This window comes from Paenibacillus piri (assembly GCF_004354045.1).
GTDB lineage: Bacteria > Bacillota > Bacilli > Paenibacillales > NBRC-103111 > Paenibacillus_S > Paenibacillus_S piri.
The window spans coordinates 726,356-743,663 of the sequence record NZ_SMRT01000001.1 but is presented as its reverse complement, the minus strand read 5'-3'; the positions used below and the strand labels follow the sequence as shown (position 1 = coordinate 743,663).

The window sequence follows — 17,308 nt, the reverse complement described above, 5'->3', positions numbered from 1 at the left end:
TACGGTATTCTTGATAAATTTAATGATATGAATAAATGAGTCCTTGGAATTAAGCACCTAATCCGTACAACCTATTTGAAGCCCGGGGTGAATAGCATAATATGAAAATTTCTGTCATGGAATTGCATGTCGGCGACCGGACCGGTTCCGATGTGTTCAACTGGAACGGACTGCTTGTCGTTTCGGCCCATACGGTCCTGAATGGCGAAGATATTGAGAAGCTTCACCGGCATAACATCGACTATGTCGATATTATGCTGCGTTACGACGGCGCCGTGCCCGAGGAGCAGGAGAGCCCGGGAACAATCCGGGAAATTAAGGAAGATCCGGTTGTTTCCTTCAGTCATGCCGTCGATACGATGAAAATGTTCTTTTACGAAATCGGGCAAAACGGCTTCATCGATGAATCGCATGTGGAGAGCGCGCTAAGCCCGTTGACGGATCACTTGAAGGAGGAAAATGATGTCGTCTCGCTGCTGTTAACCTTGAATTCGCAAAATGACTATACGTACCAGCATTGCGTTCATGTCGGGATGCTCTCCTATTATATGGCCAAATGGCTTGGATATTCTGAAAAGGAAGCGCTTACGATAAGTAAGGCCGGTTATTTGCATGATATCGGGAAGAGCCGCATTTCCGATCAAATATTAAACAAACCGGACCGTTTGACCGATGAAGAATTTGAAGAAGTAAAGCGGCATGCGAAGTACGGCTACGAGCTCGTGAAGGCGTCAGGCATTGATGAAGCGATAGCTTTGGCCGCATTGCAGCATCATGAACGGATGGACGGCAGCGGATATCCGTCGCAGCTGCGCGGTGACGACATTCATCCTTACGCAAGAATTGTGGCCGTCGCCGACGTATACAGCGCAATGATTTCCAACCGTGCGTATCAAAAAAAGCAGGACATGCTCCTGGTGCTGAAGGAGCTGAACCGGCTTAGCTTTGGACAGCTTGACGGAAAAGTAACGCAAGTGTTTATCCGGAATATGGTTCCCAACTTCATCGGGAAGAAGATCACGCTGTCCTCGGGTGAAACCGGGTTCGTCGTCATGACGCATCCGTCGGATTTCTTCAAGCCGCTTGTGCAAATCGAGAACCGGTTTGTTAACCTGGCCGAGCAGCCCGAGCTGGAAATTATGGAAATTTATCAATAATGCCGCGAAGCCGTCTCGCACCCAAATATTCCGGGTATGTGCCGGCCGGGCAATTATAAGACAAAGAGCCGTCCCTTCGTGGAGCGGCTCTTTGTCTAGCCGGGAAAAACTTCCTTACGCTCAATCTTTCCAAATGGGGATCCGTCTTGCAAACAGAAAAGTTTTTTCCCAATACGCGTTATTGATGTTTGTCATTTGTACCCCGTTGACCGGTCGGGGAGCCGCGTGAATCATCCGGTTATTGCCCATATAGATCCCCACGTGCCCAACGGTTCGGTTCGTTCTGTAACGGCCCGGCACATTGAAAAACAATAAATCGCCCTTGCGCAGTTTTTTTCTGCTGACGGATGTCCCTTGGGCAGCTTGTCCTCGAGCCGAGGATTGCAGCGTTATGCCATGGCGGTTGAATACATATTGCGGGTACGACGAGCTGTCAAACCGGCTTGAGCTCGGATAAGGAGGGGCTGCGAATGAATAGCCTACTCCCAGATATGCTTTAGCCTTGCGGAGAATAGCCAGCATATCGGTATTCCGGCGCACCGCGGCCGGTAACGCAGATGTCGTCGCTTCGTCGCTCGGCGCATAATCTTCATTCCAGCCGGCGGCGTACGGTCCGTCCGCTGACGCTCGAACGCCGCCGGCATCAGCCTCGCTGTCCACTGCTTCCCGAAGCGGATCGTCCGGATCGTCCGCAAAATCATTTTCCCCGCCCGTGCCCGGCTCAGCGGGGCCATTCATCGGTTCATTGACCGTACCGGAAGCGGGCTCAATGATCAGCTCCTTCTCCGTAACCGAATAGCTCATATCGTCCTGAAGCACGAATAGAGCGCTAACCGGAATATAAACCAGAGCATTGCGGATAATCGGAGCCTCGGGCAGCTGAATGGGTTCGTCGCCGTTCCTGACTTCGGGAACATCCGCCTTCCACTCAAACGCCGCATCGTAATCGCCCATTTTGAACAGACGCTCCTTCGCTTCCCAGCGCGTTTGAAATTGGAGCACACGGGCCAATTCGCCGCCGGGCACGTACGGCTTGCCATCAAAGCTGACCGTCCCGATTACCGCCTGCTCAGAATGGCCCTGCGCGGTTTTAAGCGCCGTTATACCGTCGTTGCTCCCTATACCCTTCATGGCGCTTCCGTTCACTGAAACGGGACCTGACGAGGTCTGAGCCTGCTGCCGCATCCCGTTCCCGCCACAGCCGCTTGCCGCGATCACAACAACAAATAAACTGGTGAAAATAACGGTCCGTGCTAAACGAATCATAATGGCTTCCCTTTCTCCATCCGTGAAATTCAATTCAACCCTATTAGGATGAGGAAACAAAGGCGCCGCTATGCACCCGAACAGTAAAAGCCGCTTCCATCCCCACTTAAACTTGAATGGCTAGCAGCTGATGATAATGACCGTCCTATCGGTGTTATAGAACTGGGTGTGAGGCCACACCCGGGCGACAGGTACTTGATGAAGCCGGGCAAAGTTATTTTTTCACCGGGTCGGTCATAGACTCCATTAGTGAAAATTTATATTAAGGAAGGAAGAGTCGGATGCAGTTTTATTACGATCATAAAATGCCGCTGCGTATTCTCGATGAAGGCGAATTCTGGAAATTGCAGGAGAGCGAGCATACAGAAGTTATTCGCGCGCTGGTACCGAATTTGGAGAAGCCGTTCGCCGATGTGCTGCAGGAATGGGAACAAGCTTTCGCCCGTATGCACGGGAACTTTGTGCAATATATCGAGGCCGTCGTTCGTTCAGGGGATCAGGTCGGAGATGAGCTCAAGCAGCGGATCATGGAGTTAGTGCGCCTCTCCGACAAGCAGAGCCAACAGTTCATTCTTCTGTTGAATCAACTGGCCACAGAGAGCGAGCCGATTCGAACGAACCCTACGGTGATTACCGTGCTGAATCATATCCGAAGGGAGTCGGAATATTTCATCGGCATTTCCGAAGCTTTTCTATCCCATGGATTTTGAGTGACGACTAGATTGCCGCGCGACTTACTTATATGAGAACCGCCATAAATCGAAAAATTGGGGGGCGTAACAGAAAGTTTCGTTCGAACACTACAGCGGCGGTGAAAAATTCCAGCTTGAGCATCAATTGGCCCAGACTGGAATCATCCCGATGAACGTATCTGAGGAATTGGGACAACCGCGAGAAATGGGGTATTAGCAGCAAATCGTTGGACACTCAACCGTTTTATTAATACATACGAATTTATTTCTCCTAACCATCATTCTAATTGAGCCGTTTTTCTAATTCCCCACATATAGCCTCGTATGAATCTGGTGTCGGGTCCGCTGAAGAATACCTGACGAGAAATTCATACCAAAACTGATCAAAAGAAATCGTTTCACCGTGGACAGCACGGATGGATAGGAAGCGATCCCACAATCTCAATCGAAGCTTTTCTAGATCAGTGTCGGACCCCATGTGATGTACTTCCCTCAACCGCATCTTCCGGGCGAGGGGTTCCATGAGTAGTAGCCCCTCCCATCAGACCTTGAAAATGTTTTGCTTTTTCCAAATGATAAGCTTTTAAATGGTCATGATAATGATGCATTTTCATATGCCAATCGTGCATTTGTTTAATGTAGGTCGCGTGGTCTTGGGAATAAACAGGCATTGGATGATGAGGCATTCACAGATCTCTCCTTTGGAATATTGTTTTGCAAATATGCTTACGACAACAGTCTATGGGGAGGTATCTATACGAAACACGGTGATTGCCTAAAGTGTATAAAATAATCTCATTGCCTTCTTACTCATACGAAAAAAAGCCCTCAATCCAAAAGGAAAGAGAGCGACGTTTAAAGAAAATCGGGCTTATGTAAGGAACATATATCTCCCCAACTGACCCCTCCCTCTTTTCTAACTGCTGAATGAGACGGTAACATTCATTGAGCCGTCTATTTGGCATTCTGACCCAAATAAAAAAAAGCCTTAATCCCGAAGGAAAGAGTGGTTAAATCATGCCTTACTAGGACGATGGTCGCGGATCTCTGCGTTTAGGAACACCCTTCATTGAGCTAACATGCAGGATAATGTTTCCAGTATTATTCATTGAACACCACATAGGTATTTGTCATATGTTATAGATAAGTTTTTCAATTTATGACAAAGGAGTATGCAGCACATGAATAGATTTGTGTACTATGGCTATCCGCAAGCCTATGCTTCATTCCCGGCTCAGCAATATTATCGAAATGAAGACGTACAGCGAAAGGAAACTCTGGTATTACCGAAAAATGTTATGTACACGACAGCTGTGGAACCCAAATTTACTGAGCATTTAATCCAACACATAGGGTTAATGATTGTCATCACGACGACTGTCGGCAAATTGGTAGGTACTCTGGATGATGTTTTCATTGATCACGTAGCTCTTGTAGTTCATGGAAAAAAGCATCACATTCGATTATGTGAAATCGTTTATTTTGAAAAAGCAGAAGAGAAATAAGCAATGAACGTGAGCTGGAATTCATCATAAAGATGATGCCGTCAAAAGAAATGACCATCGATGACCTGCTGTATGCAACTAACCGGGAACGATAGTTCAATAGCAAGTCAAAAAAAAGCCCTCAATCCCGAAGGAAAGAGGGCCGTTTGCATTGTGGCTCAGGCGTATATTCTTTTACTTCAAACGTTTGGATTTTATCATAAGCGATAAAATCTTTCCGGGTTAAGAAGTTTGCTTTATTGAATGATTTGTTGATGGTGTAGACTTCCAATCCGGTACCGGCTGCGCGGCCATCCATTCGGAATTCGCTCTGCCATCTAATCTTTCATCGTGTTTATAAATTCGCCTGCTGAGGAAAATTTTCCTGAACTATTCCCGTGGCAGACCGGATGCTTTGCGCAACTCCTCAGCCAAACAGTGTTGTATGGAAACTCCGAAACCCTTGTTGCAGCAAGGGTTTTGGAGCTTTAACCGATACTGCCTTCCATCTCGAATTTGATCAAGCGATTCATCTCAACGGCATATTCCATCGGCAGTTCTTTCGTGAACGGCTCGATGAAGCCCATGACGATCATTTGCGTCGCTTCCGCTTCCGTCAGGCCGCGGCTCATCAGATAGAACAGCTGATCCTCGGAAACTTTGGATACGGTAGCTTCATGCTCCAAGGTAATGTTATCGTTCATGATTTCATTATACGGAATCGTATCGGACGTCGATTCCTTATCCATGATCAGCGTATCGCATTTGATATTCGCTTTGGAGCCCTGGGAGTTGCGTCCGAACGAAGCCAAACCGCGGTATGTTACTTTACCGCCGTGCTTGCTGATCGACTTGGAAACGATAGTCGATGTCGTGTCCGGGGCCAGGTGAGTCATTTTGGCGCCCGCATCCTGGTGCTGTCCGCGGCCGGCTACGGCGATGGATAATACCATGCCTTTCGCTCCGCGGCCTTTCAGGACAACCGCGGGGTACTTCATGGTCAGCTTGGAGCCGATGTTGCCGTCGACCCATTCCATGGTCGCATTTTCTTCGGCAACGGCGCGCTTGGTGACCAGATTATAAATGTTCGGAGCCCAGTTTTGAATCGTCGTATAACGGGCGCGGGAGTTCTTTTTACAAATAATTTCAACGACGGCGCTGTGCAGCGAGTTGGTGCTGTAAATCGGCGCCGTGCAGCCTTCAACATAATGAACGAAGCTGTCTTCATCGGTGATGATCAACGTACGCTCGAACTGACCCATATTTTCCGAATTGATCCGGAAGTAGGCCTGCAGCGGAACTTCCACCTTCACGCCTTTCGGTACATAGATGAAGCTGCCGCCCGACCAAACCGCGCTGTTCAAAGCGGCGAACTTGTTATCGCTCGGAGGAACGACCGTGCCGAAATATTCACGGAACAGTTCGGGATATTCGCGAAGCGCCGTGTCGGTATCGGTGAAGATAACGCCCTGCTCCTCAAGCTCCTTTTGCATGCTGTGGTAAACAACCTCGGACTCGTACTGCGCGGATACGCCGGCCAAAAACTTTTGTTCAGCCTCGGGAATGCCGAGCTTATCGAATGTTTCTTTAATCTCGGTCGGAACCTCTTCCCATGTTTTCCCTTGCTTTTCGGACGGCTTCACATAATATTGAATATCATTGAAATCGAGATCGTCCAGATTGCCGCCCCAACGCGGCATAGCCATCTTCTCGAACTGCTCGAGCGATTTCAGACGGAAGTCCAGCATCCAGTCGGGCTCGTTCTTCATTCTGGAAATTTCGGTGACGATTTCGCGGTTCAAGCCTTTTCCGGTTTGAAAAATCGCCTTGTGCTCGTCGCGGAACCCGTATTTATAAGCTTCCATTTCCGGCATTTTCTTCGCCATCTTCTTCAACCTCCTACTAATTTTTGTTCAAACCTGTACATGATTCGGTTAGCAATCAGCAAACCCTGCTTATTTGTTCGTCTGTTCGATCCCTTTGCGCAATGCGTTCCATGCCAGCGTAGCGCACTTGATCCTTGCCGGGAATTTGTTCACGCCTGATAGAGCCTCAATATCTTCATATTCGAATTCAACCGGCTCGCCCTTCATCAAGCTGGAAAACTTCTCGGCCATCTCGAGCGCTTCGTCAAGCGTTTTGCCCTTCACGGCATCCGTCATCATGGAAGCGGAGGACATGCTGATCGAGCAGCCCTCGCCTGTGAACTTGGCAGCTCTTACCTTGCCGTCCTCAATCTGCATCTGCAGCTGAATTTTGTCGCCGCAGGTCGGATTGTTCAGATCGACAGTTACCGCTTCGTTCTCAAAGGTGCCGCGATTTCGGGGCGTTTTGTAATGATCCATAATGACGCGACGGTACAAATCATCCAATTGCATGGCCGAAATACTCCTTTGTTTTAATTAGCGAAGCAATCAAGCGGTCGACATCCTCTTCGGTATTGTACAAATAAAAGCTGGCTCTCGCCGTAGCCGATACTTGCAGCCAACGCATCAGCGGCTGGCAGCAGTGATGGCCGGCCCGTATTGCGATGCCTTCGGCATCCAGCACGGTTGCGACGTCATGCGGATGCACGTCTCCCAGATTAAATGTTATAAGTCCGGCTCGGTCGCTGCGCGGTCCGTACACGTTCAAATCTTTAATGTCGCTCATCCGCTCCAAGGCATAAGCGGTGATCCGCTTTTCATGTCGGTCAATTTCGTCCAGCCCGATGCTTTCGAGAAAATCGATCGCCGCTCCCAAACCGACCGCTCCTGCAATAATCGGCGTGCCGCCTTCGAATTTCCAAGGCAAATCTTTCCAGGTGGAGTCGTATAAATCGACATGGTCGATCATTTCGCCGCCGTATTCGATCGGGTCCATCTCCTCCAGCAGCGCTCTTTTGCCGTATAAAGCGCCGATTCCGGTCGGACCGCACATTTTATGCCCGGACAGGGTATAAAAGTCGCAATCCAGATCCTGCACGTCGACCTTCAGGTGCGGCGTGCTCTGCGCGCCGTCCACGACCATCTTGGCGCCTTTGCGTTGGGCGATCGCGGCGATTTCTTTAACCGGATTGACGACGCCCAGCACATTGGATACATAAGTGACGGATACAATTTTGGTTCTTTCCGTTATCGTCTGCTCCACATCCTCAAGACGGATCGTACCGTCTTCCTGGAGAGGAATATATTTCAAGACAGCGCCGGTAGCCTTGGCCGCCTGCTGCCATGGAATGAGGTTGCTGTGATGCTCCATCGGCGTAATGACGATTTCATCGCCTTCCCGGCAAACCGACCGGGCGTACCCGGTAGCGACCAGATTCAGTGCGGATGTTGTGCCGCGGGTGAATATAACTTCTTCCGCCGATCCGGCGTTCAGAAACCGTACCAATTTCTCGCGCGCGCCTTCGTAAGCGTCCGTTGCCCGCGAGCCGAGCGTATGCACGCCGCGGTGAACGTTGGAGTTATCCCGCTCGTAATAATGCTTGACCGCTTCAATAACGGACACCGGCTTTTGAGAGGTCGCCGCCGAGTCCAAATACACTAATGGATGTCCGTTTACTTCTTGGTGAAGAATAGGGAACAATTGGCGGATCTCTTTAGTATTCATTGTCCGAGCTTCCTTTCCACGAAGCTTTGCAGTTGAGCCTGCACCTTCTCCATCGGAATTTCCGAGACGACGGGAGCCAGGAATCCGTAAATAACCAACCGCTGCGCTTCTTCTTTTGAAATCCCGCGGGACATCAAATAATAGATTTGCTCCGGATTTACTTGGCCTACGCTCGCTGCATGCCCGGCTTTCACATCGTCTTCGTCGATCAGCAGTATCGGATTGGCGTCGCCGCGCGCTTTCGGGCTCAGCATCAGAACCTTCTCCGTTTGCTCGCCGTTCGCACCGGTAGCGCCCTTCTCGATCTTCGTAATGCCGTTGATGATCGCAGTCGACTCGTCGCGCATGACCGCGCGCGTAATCATGCCGCTCGTCGAGGCTTTGCCGAAGTGAACCGCACGCGTCGTTACGTTCAGCTTTTGCTCGCCGGTTCCGACGCAAATGATTTTGGCATCGGAATTGGAGCCGTTGCCTTTCAGCACGGATGTCGTATCGGACATGACGTTGCCGTAGTTCATTTCGCCGATAACCCAGTTGATCGTCGCATCCTGATCGACCGACGCGCGGCGGTAGCTTAAATCCGTAACGGTTGCGTTCAGGTTGTGAACCGAGGCAAAGTTGACGGTAGCTCCGGCTTTTACGACAATCTCGACGATTCCGTTCTGCACCAGACTTTGCAAATCGCCCTCGGAGACAAAATTGTCGACATACGTTACCGAAGCATGCTGCTCGGCTACTATTAATATATGCGGCGAGAAGCTCGCTTCCGCATCGTCAGTCAAAAACAGCGCCTGAACCGGCAATTCAACCTGCACGTTCTTAGGCACGTATAAGAATACGCCGCCGCTCCACAATGCGGTATGCAGGGCTGTCAGCTGATTCTCGTCCTTGCCGATGACGTTCATGAAATGGCTTTGTACAAGGTCGCCGTGGTGAACAAGCGCATCCTCCAGGCTGGTGAAAATAACGCCCTGCTTCGTCAGTGCCTCCGACACGCTGTGATATACAATGCTCGAATTTTTTTGCACGAGCAGGTTGTCGGTCTGCCCCTGGCTTTCGGTTTGCAGCAGCGCTTTGGCCGTTTCCGGCAGCTGCTCAAGCGTTGACAAAGCCGCCTCTGCTTTATAAGCTCCGAAGGAACGAAGATTCCAACGGTCAATCCGCGTTTTTTCCAATTTCGGCAATTCCAACGATCCGGCCAGCTCCAACGCTTCCGCGCGCAGATGGGTCATCCATTCAGGCTCACGTCTCGATTTCGACAGCTCCACGATGGTTTGACGATCGATGGGAAGAATGGTGTTTGTACTCATGAATTATTCCTCCAGTTCGGTTGTCATTAATATCTCGGTGCTGTCGTATTCATCGGAACCTTGAACTCTTCGTCTTGTCCGCCTACGGTTTCATCGTCGATTCCAAGCTCCTCTTTAATCCAGTCGTAGCCTTCGTTTTCAAGACGTTCGGACAGCTCGGGACCTCCGGATTTGACGATACGGCCCTGCATCATGACATGAACGAAGTCGGGCTTGATATAATTAAGCAAACGCTGGTAATGCGTGATGATCAGGAAGCCGCGGTCCTCGGTACGCATCGCATTGACGCCTGTCGCCACGATACGGAGAGCGTCGATATCGAGACCGGAGTCGATTTCATCCAAAATGACGAGGCTCGGCTCAAGCAGCAGCATTTGCAAAATTTCGTTGCGCTTCTTCTCCCCGCCGGAAAAGCCTTCGTTCAAATAACGGTGCATGAACTCGGGGTTCATTTCCAGCTCTTTCATTTTGGCTTCCATCAGACGGATGAACTTAATCAGCGAAATTTCATTGCCTTCGCCGCGGCGCGCATTGATCGCGCTGCGCAAAAAGTCGGCATTCGTTACGCCGGTAATTTCGCTAGGATATTGCATAGCCAGAAACAATCCGGCTCTCCCTCTTTCGTCAACCGCCATGTCCAGCACGTCCTCGCCGTTCAACGAAATGGAACCTTCCGTCACTTCATACTTAGGATGTCCCATAATCGTCGATGCCAGCGTACTTTTCCCCGTTCCGTTCGGTCCCATGATGGCATGAACCTCGCCGCCCTTAATTTTCAAGCTGAGACCTTTCAAAATTTCTTTGCCTTCGACAGTCGCCTTTAAACCGTCTATAATAAATTCTGGTTTATTCGCCATGTTTTCTTCCTCCATATTTTGAAATGCTTTTTACAAAGTGTGATTATTACCTAATAATCATTCTAAACTGATTATCAATGATTCTCAATGTTAATATATTATATCTTACCGGGCAAAATCAATAAAGCCCTAAATGTCTATTTTCACAAAGGGATGCCGTTCCTCTCTCTCACCGCTATTAATTCAAGCCGATTTCAAGCTCCCAACGCTTGTCTGACCGTCCCGGCTGCGGCGGCAAATGCTCGTTCGTCCAGCACCGGACTGCGGCTTGCTTGAGCCAACGCATCACTTTCCAGTTGTATCCAAGATTTGCATCCGGTATACGAAGGAACAATCGGCAGCCGCACCGGAGTATCCAGCTCGTACACCCGCAGCAGCAGCACGTGCAACGGATTGGCCCGTTTCCATTTTAACCGTTCCCCGGCGAATGAGTCCGTCCAAATATGCAGCCCGCCAAGCTTGGCCAGCTGCTCCTCGTCATGTATTAGTATGTCTTCCGCAAGCTTCGCGTAGCAGCGGATCGTAACTTCCGTATCCTGGATACTCCAGCCGTTCAGAGTCTCGTCCAGACGATGTTCAAATTCGGGCTTGATCAATCGCATGTTCTGATGCTCATAGGTTGGAAACAGGTAAAAGCTTTCGCTTTCCACTTGAAAATCTTTCGTCTCCTCACGGATGCCGCCCTTGCGCATCAGGATGATTTGCCGGCCGCTCCGCAGCGCTTCAATGGCGACGGCCCATTCTTTTAAAGCTGCCGGTTTCGATAAATTATGTTTCATCCGTAATTACTTCCTTTCTGCAGTAACATGAACAAATCAATACAATACAACTGTTGGCAAGCATAAAACAACGGCTAAAGCACGAAGCTAAAGAACGCAATTACTTTACGAGAGAGGAGGAACCAAGATGCGCGAAGGATTGATTCCCGCCGTACTGGGTACAGCCGTTACGGCTTCCGGCGTAGCGCTGCGCAACAAATATCCGATGGCCGCGGCGGCGGTGGCCGGATTCGGGCTGGCTCATGTCGTGTTGGGCGCTATCGATTTGGTCGAACATCGAAACGGCCAGTCATCGCAACAGCGATAAAAAATCAGGGCGACCGCTCTTATTTTAAGAAGCTTATACACTTCGTATCAAAAGCAAATATAATAATGGTAGAAAAACGACGGTGCGGCGGGCGAAAGCCCGTCCTTTCCTCATCCGCGGCCGTCAGCCCGACTTACTTCTATTATACCAGATTTATGGAAAAAAGCCTCATCCATCCCGTGCCGCATAAATGTATGCCAAAAACCGGTGCAAACGCGTTACACCGGTTGACATGCAAAACCTTATTTCTTTTTCAAATCTTCGATGGAATTGATATTCATATAAGTCGGAACGACGAGACCGATTTTGGTTCCGTTCAGATTAGGGCCCATGTCTTCGAATTTACCTTTATATTTCGCATAATAATCCTTATGCGTCGTCGGCAGCCATGCCGCCACAATCGCATCCGCATCGCCATTGGCGATTCCGGCCCACATCGGTCCGGCTTCCACCTGCAGCATTTCCACCTTATAGCCGAGCTTCGTTTCCAGCACATTTTTTACGACATTCGTACTGGCGATTTCCGAGTCCCAGGCCACGTAGGCAAGCTTCAGCTTTTGCCCGTCCGCTTTGGCGATGTCTTTCACCCATTCGTCCACCTTGGCTCCATTATCCGCTATCCAAGCAGCGGCAGCCTCTTCCGGCTTCTTGCCGTCCTGGATGTCGACCATCACTTTGGCCATATCGTCAGGCGTCCATTCGAACTTGTCCAAAAAGCTGTACGCGGACGGCTGATCCTGCTTGAGACCGTTGCGGACAATCGTATGAATTTGCTCGTCGCCGCCATAAACGCCCTTCGGATCCTCCAAATATTTCAGGTCGTATTTCGCGAATTTCCAATGCGGCGTCCAGCCTGTCACAATAATCGGCTGCTTGTTTTTATACGCCTTATCCAACGCCGCGGCCATCGCTGCGCCGGAGCCCTCGATCAGCTTCCATTCGCTCAGATCGTACTCCTTCAGGGCGGCTGCCGTCGATTGCATCAAACCGGCGCCCGGATCGATGCCGACGATTTCATACTTCACCTGATCGCCCACAAAATCGGAAGCGTCCGTTTTTTGCGCGGAGCACCCCGTCAATGCCAGGACGCCGGCAAGCGCCATCACCATTAAAGTTTTTGCAGATTTGTTCAACATTCAAATTCCCCTTCCCTGTTTTCCTTTTATGACAGACTGTGTCAGTCGATCAAGCAAAATGGCAACAATTACGATAGCCAGTCCAGCCTCAAAGCCCTGACCTGTTTTGATCTGCGTAACCGCGCGGTATACGTCCGCCCCGATGCCTTGTGCGCCGATCATCGAAGCGATGACGACCATCGATAAGGCGAGCATAATCGTCTGGTTGATACCGGCCATGATCGAAGGGACCGCCAGCGGCAGCTGAACTTTAAACAGCTTTTGCGTCGGCGTCGAACCGAACGCGTCAGCAGCTTCGGCCAAATCGGCCGGCACCTGGCGTATCCCCAGGTTGGTAAGCCGGATCGTCGGCGGTACGGCGAATATAACCGACGCGATCACGCCCGGAACGACGCCGAGCCCGAAAAAAGTTACCGCCGGTATCAAATAAACGAACGCAGGCATCGTCTGCATGAAATCGAGCCCCGGCGTGAACAGGCTTTGAACTTTGTTGCTTCTTGCACAGGCAATGCCCAGCGGAACGCCGATCACGACCGATACGATTCCCGAGGTCATGACTAGCGCCAGCGTATCCATCGTTTGCTTCCAGTATCCCAAATTATCAATTAAGAAAAGTCCGATAAGCGTAAATACGGCTAACGGCCACTTGGCCACCTTGTATGCCGCCGCGGCTAAAATAACGATCATCAACCATGCGGGCGGCAAATGAAACAGAAACGAAAAAAAATGAACGATCCCCTTGATAGTGGAGGAGACAAGCTCGAACAGAAACGACAGTCTGCTGTCCAGCAAATCGACGATCGTCTCCACCCAATTATCTAATGGAAGCTTCGGCAGCATCCGCTTTCGCCTCCTTTGTCAGAGGATGTCCGGCCAAAGCGCCGAATACGGCCCCTAAAATAATGACCCCGACAATTTTTCCGTGCTCGTTCACGACGCCGATCGGATACTTGGACGTTCCGCAAAGCTCAAACAAGTCGTGCAGCAGAACATCCGGGGCAACCGTCGGCATATCCGTGATCACGATTTCCTCCAGGCTCTTTCCTTCCTTGACAGCCGTCGAAGCGCCTTCCGCCGTAATAACGCCAACCAGCTTTTTCATCCGGTCGACGACGAACAGATTCGAAATCCCGCTGTCTTTCATCAGCTGCAGGGCAACCCGCGGGCCCCGGTCGAGACTGATTGTCTCCGGCCTCCGCATCACATGGGAAGCCGTCAGCACCTTGGACAGATCGACGTCCTCGACAAAACGTTCCACATATTCGTTGGCCGGATTGATCATGATCTCCTCAGGCGTTCCGATTTGAACGACGGCACCGTCCTTCATCAGAGCAATCCGATCGCCAATCCGCAGCGCCTCGTCCAGGTCGTGAGTGATGAAAATAATCGTCTTTTTCATTTTCTCCTGCAGCTCGAGCAGTTCGTCCTGCATATCCTTGCGGATAAGCGGATCGAGTGCGCTGAACGCCTCGTCCATCAACAAAATATCCGGATCGTTCGCCAACGCCCGGGCCAGCCCGACACGCTGCTGCATCCCGCCGCTCAGCTGCTCCGGGTAGCTGCTTCCCCATGCCTGCAGATCGACCAGCTGCAAAGCCTCATTCGCTTTACGCTGGCGTTCCTCCTTGGCGATTCCTTGAACCTCAAGGCCATATTCCACATTTTCCAGCACAGTCCGGTGCGGAAATAAGGCGAACTTCTGAAACACCATGCTCATTTTTTGCCGTCTTACCCGGCGAAGCTGCTCCTGATTCATCTTCATAATATCGTCGCCGTGCACAAGAATGCTTCCCTGGGTCGGCTCGATCAGCCGGTTGAGCAGCCGGACCAGCGTCGACTTGCCGCTTCCCGATAAGCCCATAATGACAAAAATTTCTCCGGCTTGGATCGAGAAGCTGACACGGTTAACGCCGACGGTATGCCGCGTATCTTTATAAATTTTTTCCTTGCTCCACCCTTTCGCCAAAAGCGGCAAAGCGCTCTCGGGATCATGCCCGAAAACTTTCGTTAGTTCATTTACTGCTATGACGTCCAAAATGACACCCCCAAACAATCTCGGTTCCATTTGCTCTCATTCAAGTCTAACGGAACATTAAATAAAGAGTCAACAGTTTAATTTGTACGTTACGTACGTTCAGTAAAAACTGTACAAACTATTATTAATGAATAGTCCCATTTCCTCCCTCATCCTATGGGACTCTTTGCTTTACTTTGTGAAATTTGTTTTTTACAATGGGGTAAGAATAGAAACGGACATGTCTTCATCCGAGCTTGAGACTTGCTGGACACCGACGGAGGAGTGGGTGAAATGATAAATGAATTTTTAAATATTACAATGGAACAGGAACAGGCTATTCATAAAGCCCGTAAGCGAATTATCGAAGCGCTCGGCAAAAATATGGACTTATACGGTGTTACGCTGTCTACCGGACTTTTATACGGATTAATGCTGTTCCAAAATAAACCGATGACGCTGGATGAAATGGGCGAAGCGATGGAAATGAGCAAGACGAGCATGAGTACGGGGATCCGCACGCTGGTCGACCTCAACATGGTCAACAAGGTGTGGGAGAAAGGCTCGCGGAAAGATAAATATGAAGTCGAAAGAGACTGGCATCAAACCTTTACCGACTTTTTCGTCATCAAATGGCGCAAAGCCGTTGAAATGAATCTTCAAGCATTGCGAAAATCGATTTCCGAGCTGGAGGCCATGTCCGCCAAGCATACGGACGAGGAGCCGCTGCAGTCTTATCTGGAGTCGGATATCGAAAAAATGAAGCATGCGGTAAGCTATTATTTATGGCTCGACAGGCTCATCGATACGTTGGAGTCCGGCGACATTTACAAGCTCGTGCCTAAAGAGCAGCCGTGATGTGTCGAAGCGAACAAACAATGCCACGGTAATTTGCTGAAGCCCGCGGACCATTTCCTAAAACAACGAAAAAGCTTCCCTTCCACGGGTTGTCGTGGCTGAGGAGGCTTCTTTTTTGCAGTTATTATGAAAAAGCCGGCATTCTATTTGCCGACATCGGCGAACAGCGCCGGTTGATGAATTCGCTCGTACTGCTGGCGGTTGATTTTCATCGGATTCGCATCCGCCGTCGGACCATCGTCCCGGGACGCGAGACCGAGTGCCAGCACAACGCCGAACGCAGCAGCCGCAAGCAATAATCGTTTAAACCATTTCATCATATTAAAGCCCTCCCGTTCCATGCGGTTTCCTTCATTATCAAACAGGAGCGTCATGGTGATATTAACGGAAAGTGAAGTTTTTGTTAATTGCAATGGATTATGAGAAAAAATAAAACTAAGCAAACTGGTTTGATTACTCGGACTATCTTCCAACGTTACGAACATTTTGCTATACTATGAATTGATACGTGAAAATCGGCGATAGTGTGAGCCAGAGGTTAAAGTGAATCCGAAGCAAAAGGGCGGAATCGTCCTTATGACGGGATTTTCAGGCCGGCCCCGGCCGGCGCAACCATGCGAGGAGGAATTATAGTTTATGTCTACATACCATGCTTTCACAGAAGCGGAAGCGATTGCGTACGCGCGGCGGATGCCGGATTTATTCGCTCCCGACAGCGAGCTGACGAGCCGAGAGATCGGTGACGGCAATTTGAATCTGGTGTTTCATATTTCGGAGCCGGCGACCGGCAAGAGCATTATTTTGAAGCAGGCTCTTCCCTATGCGAAGGTGGTCGGCGAGTCGTGGCCGCTGACGCTCGACCGCGCCCGGATCGAAAGCGAAACGCTGATGATTCAGGAATCGCTCTGCCCGGATCTTGTTCCGCATGTATTTGCGTATGAGAAAGATTTGGCGCTCACGGTGATGCAGGATTTGAGCGATCATGTCATTATGCGCAAAGGTTTGATAGAAGGCAACCGCTATCCATTATTTGCTCAGCACATCGCGCGTTTTCTTGCGAATACGCTGTTTTACACATCCGATCTCGGTATGAACCAGCAGGAAAAGAAGGAGCGCGTCAAGCAGTTCATCAATCCCGAGCTGTGTAAAATTACCGAGGATCTTATTTTTGACGACCCGTACCGCGATGCCGATACGAATAATGTTCCGGCGGCCATTCGCGATGCCGTCGAAACGATCTGGAATGACCGGGAGCTTCATCTGGAAGTCGCGATATTGCGAAACGGCTTTTTGACGCATGCGGAAGCGCTGCTGCATGGCGATCTGCATACCGGCAGCATTTTTATAAAGGAAGATTCGACGAAGGTCATCGACCCCGAGTTCGCCTATTACGGTCCGATGGGCTTCGATATCGGCGCGGTGTTCGCCAATCTGCTGCTGAACTATGCGGCGCAGGAAGGCTGGAGCCGGGACGAGCAGGCGCGCGCGGATTACCGCGGCTACCTGCTCGGCACGATCAAGGAAATCTGGAGCCTGTTCCACGGCGAGTTCCGCTCCCTGTGGAGCCTGTACGGCGTGGACCGCGTTCAGCAGTCCGAAAGCTATCAGGATTGGTACATGCAGCGTCTGCTGCGCGACACCATCGGCTATGCCGGCTGCAAAATGGTCCGCCGCGTTCACGGGCTGGCACAGGTGGCCGATATTAACCAGCTGCAGGACGAGGCTGCCAAAGAACGCGCCCAACGCCTCGCGCTGCAGATCGGCACCTCGCTGATCAAGCATCACCGTCACGCGCAATCGATCGACGAACTGCTCGACATCGCTATCCAAGCGGTTAAGTAATAAATATGTGCTTCA

18 protein-coding genes are annotated in these 17,308 nt (G+C 50.5%); 6 read left to right on the top strand and 12 right to left on the bottom strand.

Going from position 1 to position 17,308, the window contains the following annotated elements:
• The first annotated feature begins 101 nt into the window (after window positions 1–101).
• Window positions 102–1,157, top strand: a complete 1,056-nt coding sequence (locus E1757_RS03185; protein ID WP_133225356.1) for an HD-GYP domain-containing protein — start codon at window positions 102–104, stop codon at window positions 1,155–1,157.
• Between the two features lie 120 nt (window positions 1,158–1,277).
• On the opposite strand, the gene E1757_RS03180 is transcribed toward E1757_RS03185, so the two are convergent.
• On the bottom strand, window positions 1,278–2,423 hold the full coding sequence (locus E1757_RS03180; RefSeq protein WP_133225355.1) for a C40 family peptidase: 1,146 nt from the start codon (window positions 2,421–2,423) through the stop codon (window positions 1,278–1,280).
• A gap of 281 nt (window positions 2,424–2,704) precedes the next feature.
• On the opposite strand from E1757_RS03180, the gene E1757_RS03175 reads away from it, so the two are divergent.
• Window positions 2,705–3,133 carry a DUF2935 domain-containing protein gene (locus E1757_RS03175; protein ID WP_133225354.1) on the top strand — a complete coding sequence of 143 codons (429 nt, stop codon included), beginning with the start codon at window positions 2,705–2,707 and terminating at the stop codon, window positions 3,131–3,133.
• Window positions 3,134–3,576: 443 nt separating this feature from the next.
• Here the strand turns inward: E1757_RS03175 and E1757_RS03170 are convergent, their stop codons facing one another.
• Entirely contained in the window at window positions 3,577–3,801 is a 225-nt protein-coding gene (locus E1757_RS03170; RefSeq protein ID WP_133225353.1) for a hypothetical protein, read from the bottom strand.
• Between the two features lie 495 nt (window positions 3,802–4,296).
• On the opposite strand from E1757_RS03170, the gene E1757_RS03165 reads away from it, so the two are divergent.
• Window positions 4,297–4,620 carry a DUF2642 domain-containing protein gene (locus tag E1757_RS03165; RefSeq protein WP_133225352.1) on the top strand — a complete coding sequence of 108 codons (324 nt, stop codon included), beginning with the start codon at window positions 4,297–4,299 and terminating at the stop codon, window positions 4,618–4,620.
• A gap of 467 nt (window positions 4,621–5,087) precedes the next feature.
• Here the strand turns inward: E1757_RS03165 and sufB are convergent, their stop codons facing one another.
• The 6 genes from sufB to E1757_RS03135 all read right to left on the bottom strand — a co-directional run bounded on the left by sufB (window position 5,088) and on the right by E1757_RS03135 (window position 11,136).
• On the bottom strand, window positions 5,088–6,485 hold the full coding sequence (gene sufB / locus E1757_RS03160) for a Fe-S cluster assembly protein SufB (protein WP_133225351.1): 1,398 nt from the start codon (window positions 6,483–6,485) through the stop codon (window positions 5,088–5,090).
• Window positions 6,486–6,554: 69 nt separating this feature from the next.
• Entirely contained in the window at window positions 6,555–6,977 is a 423-nt protein-coding gene (gene sufU / locus E1757_RS03155) for a Fe-S cluster assembly sulfur transfer protein SufU (protein WP_133225350.1), read from the bottom strand.
• Window positions 6,964–8,190, bottom strand: a complete 1,227-nt coding sequence (locus tag E1757_RS03150) for a cysteine desulfurase (protein ID WP_133225349.1) — start codon at window positions 8,188–8,190, stop codon at window positions 6,964–6,966. The genes sufU and E1757_RS03150 overlap by 14 nt, the downstream gene beginning before the upstream one ends.
• Window positions 8,187–9,500, bottom strand: a complete 1,314-nt coding sequence (sufD, locus tag E1757_RS03145; protein WP_133225348.1) for a Fe-S cluster assembly protein SufD — start codon at window positions 9,498–9,500, stop codon at window positions 8,187–8,189. Before sufD ends, E1757_RS03150 begins: the two co-directional genes overlap by 4 nt.
• 26 nt (window positions 9,501–9,526) lie before the next feature.
• Window positions 9,527–10,357: a Fe-S cluster assembly ATPase SufC gene (gene sufC / locus E1757_RS03140; RefSeq protein ID WP_133225347.1), complete on the bottom strand. Its 831-nt coding sequence runs from the start codon at window positions 10,355–10,357 to the stop codon at window positions 9,527–9,529.
• Window positions 10,358–10,551: 194 nt separating this feature from the next.
• Window positions 10,552–11,136, bottom strand: coding sequence for a DUF1802 family protein (locus E1757_RS03135; RefSeq protein ID WP_133225346.1), 585 nt, complete (start codon window positions 11,134–11,136; stop codon window positions 10,552–10,554).
• Between the two features lie 127 nt (window positions 11,137–11,263).
• On the opposite strand from E1757_RS03135, the gene E1757_RS03130 reads away from it, so the two are divergent.
• Window positions 11,264–11,443, top strand: a complete 180-nt coding sequence (locus E1757_RS03130; RefSeq protein ID WP_133225345.1) for an asparagine synthase — start codon at window positions 11,264–11,266, stop codon at window positions 11,441–11,443.
• 242 nt (window positions 11,444–11,685) lie between these two features.
• On the opposite strand, the gene E1757_RS03125 is transcribed toward E1757_RS03130, so the two are convergent.
• From E1757_RS03125 to E1757_RS03115, 3 genes are read right to left on the bottom strand one after another with little or no spacing between them, the layout of a single operon-like run.
• Window positions 11,686–12,579 (bottom strand): glycine betaine ABC transporter substrate-binding protein, encoded by an 894-nt coding sequence (locus E1757_RS03125; RefSeq protein ID WP_133225344.1) that lies wholly within the window; start codon window positions 12,577–12,579, stop codon window positions 11,686–11,688.
• A complete protein-coding gene (locus tag E1757_RS03120; RefSeq protein ID WP_133225343.1) occupies window positions 12,580–13,419 on the bottom strand; it encodes an ABC transporter permease in 840 nt (279 codons plus the stop codon). It abuts the gene before it with no gap.
• Entirely contained in the window at window positions 13,394–14,614 is a 1,221-nt protein-coding gene (locus tag E1757_RS03115) for a quaternary amine ABC transporter ATP-binding protein (protein WP_133225342.1), read from the bottom strand. Before E1757_RS03115 ends, E1757_RS03120 begins: the two co-directional genes overlap by 26 nt.
• Window positions 14,615–14,887: 273 nt before the next feature.
• Between E1757_RS03115 and E1757_RS03110 the strand changes: the two genes are divergently transcribed.
• Entirely contained in the window at window positions 14,888–15,451 is a 564-nt protein-coding gene (locus tag E1757_RS03110; RefSeq protein WP_133225341.1) for a GbsR/MarR family transcriptional regulator, read from the top strand.
• A 143-nt stretch (window positions 15,452–15,594) separates the two neighbouring features.
• On the opposite strand, the gene E1757_RS35645 is transcribed toward E1757_RS03110, so the two are convergent.
• Window positions 15,595–15,771, bottom strand: coding sequence for a hypothetical protein (locus tag E1757_RS35645; RefSeq protein WP_165971934.1), 177 nt, complete (start codon window positions 15,769–15,771; stop codon window positions 15,595–15,597).
• Window positions 15,772–16,087: 316 nt separating this feature from the next.
• Between E1757_RS35645 and mtnK the strand changes: the two genes are divergently transcribed.
• Window positions 16,088–17,293 (top strand): S-methyl-5-thioribose kinase, encoded by a 1,206-nt coding sequence (gene mtnK, locus E1757_RS03105; RefSeq protein WP_133225340.1) that lies wholly within the window; start codon window positions 16,088–16,090, stop codon window positions 17,291–17,293.
• The last annotated feature ends 15 nt before the right edge of the window (window positions 17,294–17,308 follow it).

Coding starts and splice junctions, on each gene's coding strand:
- E1757_RS03175 (WP_133225354.1), top strand. CDS start 2,705: ATGCAGTTTTATTACGATCATAAAATGCCGCTGCGTATTCTCGATGAA.
- E1757_RS03165 (WP_133225352.1), top strand. CDS start 4,297: ATGAATAGATTTGTGTACTATGGCTATCCGCAAGCCTATGCTTCATTC.
- E1757_RS03135 (WP_133225346.1), bottom strand. CDS start 11,136: ATGAAACATAATTTATCGAAACCGGCAGCTTTAAAAGAATGGGCCGTC.
- E1757_RS03185 (WP_133225356.1), top strand. CDS start 102: ATGAAAATTTCTGTCATGGAATTGCATGTCGGCGACCGGACCGGTTCC.
- mtnK (WP_133225340.1), top strand. CDS start 16,088: ATGTCTACATACCATGCTTTCACAGAAGCGGAAGCGATTGCGTACGCG.
- E1757_RS03170 (WP_133225353.1), bottom strand. CDS start 3,801: ATGCCTCATCATCCAATGCCTGTTTATTCCCAAGACCACGCGACCTAC.
- sufC (WP_133225347.1), bottom strand. CDS start 10,357: ATGGCGAATAAACCAGAATTTATTATAGACGGTTTAAAGGCGACTGTC.
- sufD (WP_133225348.1), bottom strand. CDS start 9,500: ATGAGTACAAACACCATTCTTCCCATCGATCGTCAAACCATCGTGGAG.
- E1757_RS03150 (WP_133225349.1), bottom strand. CDS start 8,190: ATGAATACTAAAGAGATCCGCCAATTGTTCCCTATTCTTCACCAAGAA.
- sufU (WP_133225350.1), bottom strand. CDS start 6,977: ATGCAATTGGATGATTTGTACCGTCGCGTCATTATGGATCATTACAAA.
- E1757_RS03125 (WP_133225344.1), bottom strand. CDS start 12,579: ATGTTGAACAAATCTGCAAAAACTTTAATGGTGATGGCGCTTGCCGGC.
- sufB (WP_133225351.1), bottom strand. CDS start 6,485: ATGGCGAAGAAAATGCCGGAAATGGAAGCTTATAAATACGGGTTCCGC.
- E1757_RS03110 (WP_133225341.1), top strand. CDS start 14,888: ATGATAAATGAATTTTTAAATATTACAATGGAACAGGAACAGGCTATT.
- E1757_RS03130 (WP_133225345.1), top strand. CDS start 11,264: ATGCGCGAAGGATTGATTCCCGCCGTACTGGGTACAGCCGTTACGGCT.
- E1757_RS35645 (WP_165971934.1), bottom strand. CDS start 15,771: ATGATGAAATGGTTTAAACGATTATTGCTTGCGGCTGCTGCGTTCGGC.
- E1757_RS03180 (WP_133225355.1), bottom strand. CDS start 2,423: ATGATTCGTTTAGCACGGACCGTTATTTTCACCAGTTTATTTGTTGTT.
- E1757_RS03120 (WP_133225343.1), bottom strand. CDS start 13,419: ATGCTGCCGAAGCTTCCATTAGATAATTGGGTGGAGACGATCGTCGAT.